General features: G+C 68.5%; 2 protein-coding genes and 2 pseudogenes. All 4 read right to left on the reverse strand.

Annotation, left to right across the window (positions count from 1 at the left end; all coding sequences use genetic code 11):
- Positions 1–270, reverse strand: a pseudogene (locus ACK42S_RS17240) (BMP family ABC transporter substrate-binding protein); the annotation flags it as partial.
- A 56-nt stretch (positions 271–326) separates the two neighbouring features.
- Positions 327–1247, reverse strand: coding sequence for an ABC transporter permease (locus tag ACK42S_RS17245; RefSeq protein ID WP_409710473.1), 921 nt, complete (start codon positions 1245–1247; stop codon positions 327–329).
- Positions 1248–2336 carry an ABC transporter permease gene (locus tag ACK42S_RS17250; protein WP_409710476.1) on the reverse strand — a complete coding sequence of 363 codons (1089 nt, stop codon included), beginning with the start codon at positions 2334–2336 and terminating at the stop codon, positions 1248–1250. It abuts the gene before it with no gap.
- Positions 2323–2605: pseudogene (locus ACK42S_RS17255) on the reverse strand (ABC transporter ATP-binding protein); the annotation flags it as partial. The gene ACK42S_RS17250 and the pseudogene ACK42S_RS17255, both read right to left, overlap by 14 nt.

A 2605-nucleotide genomic window follows, 5' to 3' on the forward strand; every position in this document is an offset into this window, starting at 1 on the left:
CTCGACGAAGGAGGTCTGCACGCGGTCGCCGAACTCGGCCTCGATGGCCTTGCGGCCGTTGTCGTGCGCGAAGGTCCAGCCGGCATCCCCCACCGGCCCCACGTAGGCGAAGGCGATCTTCAGCGGCTCGGGCTTGGCGGCCGGGGCCTGCGCGGCAGGCGCCGGCGCGGGCGCCTCTTCCTTCTTGCCGCAGCCCACGAGAGCGGCCGCAGCCGCCAGGGCCCCCAGGCCGGCCAGACGGACCAGGGTGCGTTTGGTGAAGTCGGTCATGTCGAAGAGTCTCCGATGAATGGGTGGAGGAAGGGGAATGGGCAATTATGTCGCCATCAGCTGCCGGGGTAGAAGGGCTTGCCCAGCGAGGCCGGCATGTTGACGCGGATGAAGCTCGGGTTGCGCGAGATCAGCACCAGCACCACGATGGTGGCCAGGTACGGCAGCATCGTGAGCAACTGGCTCGCAATCTGCACGCCCTGGCCCTGCAGGTGGAACTGGAGCATGGTCACGCCCCCGAACAGGTAAGCCCCAAGCAACACGCGTGCCGGGCGCCAGGTGGCAAAGGTGGTGAGGGCCAGCGCGATCCAGCCCTTGCCGGCGATCATGCCCTCCACCCACAGCGGGGTGTAGATGACCGAGATGTAAGCCCCGGCCAAGCCGCACAGCGCGCCGCCGGCCAGCACGGCCAGCAGGCGGATGCGCCGCACCGGATAACCCAGGGCATGGGCCGACTCGGGCGACTCGCCCACGGCGCGCAGCACGAGGCCGGCACGCGAGCGGTAGAGGAACCAAGCCAGCACCAGTGTCAGCGCGATGGCGAAGTAGACCATGGGGTGGTGCTTGAAGAAGGCCGAGCCGAAGAACGGCAGATCGGCCAGGCCCGGGATCTCGAAGCGGGGCCGGTCGCTCAGGCGTTCCTGGGTGTAGCCGATGCCGACGAAGGCGGAGAAGCCCACACCGAAAAGGCTGAGCGCCAGACCCGAGGCGTACTGGTTGGTGTTGAGCCAGATGACCAGCACCCCGAACACCAGCGCCATGGCCGCGCCGGCGCCCGCGCCCGCGGCAAAGGCGAGCCAGTCGTTCCCGGTGTGCACACCGGTGGCAAAGCCGGCGATGGCCGCGACCAGCATCATCCCCTCGGCGCCGAGGTTGACGATGCCGGCCCGCTCGTTGATGAGCAGGCCCAGCGAAGCAATGGCCAACACGGTGCCGGCATTCATCGTGGCTGCAATCAGCAGGGCAATGGGTTCCATTCAGGCCTCCCGCTGGACCGTGGTGAGCCTCGCACCGCGCTGCCAGCGGATGCGGTGGTGGATCAGCGTGTCGCAGGCCAGCAGCGCAAACAACAGCAGGCCCTGGAAGACACCGGTGATGGACTTGGGCAGGCCCATGCGCGACTGGGCGAGTTCGCCGCCGATGTAAAACATGCTCATCAGGATGGCCGAGAACACGATGCCCACGGGGTTCAAACGTCCGACGAAGGCCACGATGATCGCGGCAAAGCCATACCCGGACGGCACGTGCGGCGTGAGCTGGCCCAGCGGGCCGGCCGCCTCGAGCGCGCCGGCCAGGCCGGCCATGCCGCCGGAGATGAGCAGGGCTGTCCACAAGGCTTGGCGCGAGGAGAAGCCCGCATAGCGCGCGGCCATGGGCGCCAGCCCCCCCACCTGCAGCTTCAGCCCCGCATAGGTGCGGAAGAGGAAGACGGCGAACACGGCGACCATCACGAGCGCGATGACCAGACCGATGTGGACCCGCAGGCCGGTGAACAGGCGCGGCACCTTGGTCGCCTCGGCAAAGGTGACGGTCTGCGGGAAGTTGAAACCCGCCGGGTCTTTCCAAGGGCCGTAGACGAGATAGCTCAGCAGCATGTCGGCCACATAGACCAGCATCAGGCTCACGAGGATCTCATTGGCGTTGAAGCCGTCGCGCAGGCCGGCGGTGAGGGCCGCCCACACCATGCCGCCCACGACGCCGGCCAGCAGCACGACGACGAAGAACCCGCGGGCGGTGTCGGGCCCGGCCTGCATCGCCACGCCGCCGGCGAAGATGGCCCCCAGGATGAACTGGCCTTCAGCGCCGATGTTCCAGACATTGGAGCGGAAGCACACGGCCAGCCCCAGGGCGATCAGCACCAGCGGCACGGCCTTCATCGCCAGCTCGCTGAGCTGGTAGCCGCTCTTGAGCGGCTCGACGAAGAACATCTGCAGGCCGCGCACCGGATCCTTGCCGAGGACGATGAACAACCCGATGCCGATCAGCACGGTCAGGGCCAGCGCCAGCAGCGGCGAGGCCAGGGACATCGCCCGCGAAGGCGTCGCACGGGCTTCAAGCTTGAGCATGGGCCACTCCGTTGGGAGACGATGCGGGAGCCTGGGGGGTCTCGCGCGGCCACAGCCCGCTCATCCATTCGCCGATGCGCTCGACGGTGGCTTCGCGCGTCGGGACCGGGGGCGAGAGCCGTCCCTGCGCGATCACGACCAGCCGGTCGCTGATCTCGAACAGCTCGTCGAGCTCCTCGCTCACCACCAGCAAAGCACAGCCGGCGTCGCGCAACGCCAGCAGCTCGCCACGGATCTGCGCGGCCGCGCCGACGTCCACCCCCCAGGTG

Source organism: Caldimonas sp. (genome assembly GCF_046289365.1).
Classification (GTDB): domain Bacteria; phylum Pseudomonadota; class Gammaproteobacteria; order Burkholderiales; family Burkholderiaceae_C; genus Caldimonas.

Coding starts and splice junctions, on each gene's coding strand:
- ACK42S_RS17245 (WP_409710473.1), bottom strand. CDS start 1,247: ATGGAACCCATTGCCCTGCTGATTGCAGCCACGATGAATGCCGGCACC.
- ACK42S_RS17250 (WP_409710476.1), bottom strand. CDS start 2,336: ATGCTCAAGCTTGAAGCCCGTGCGACGCCTTCGCGGGCGATGTCCCTG.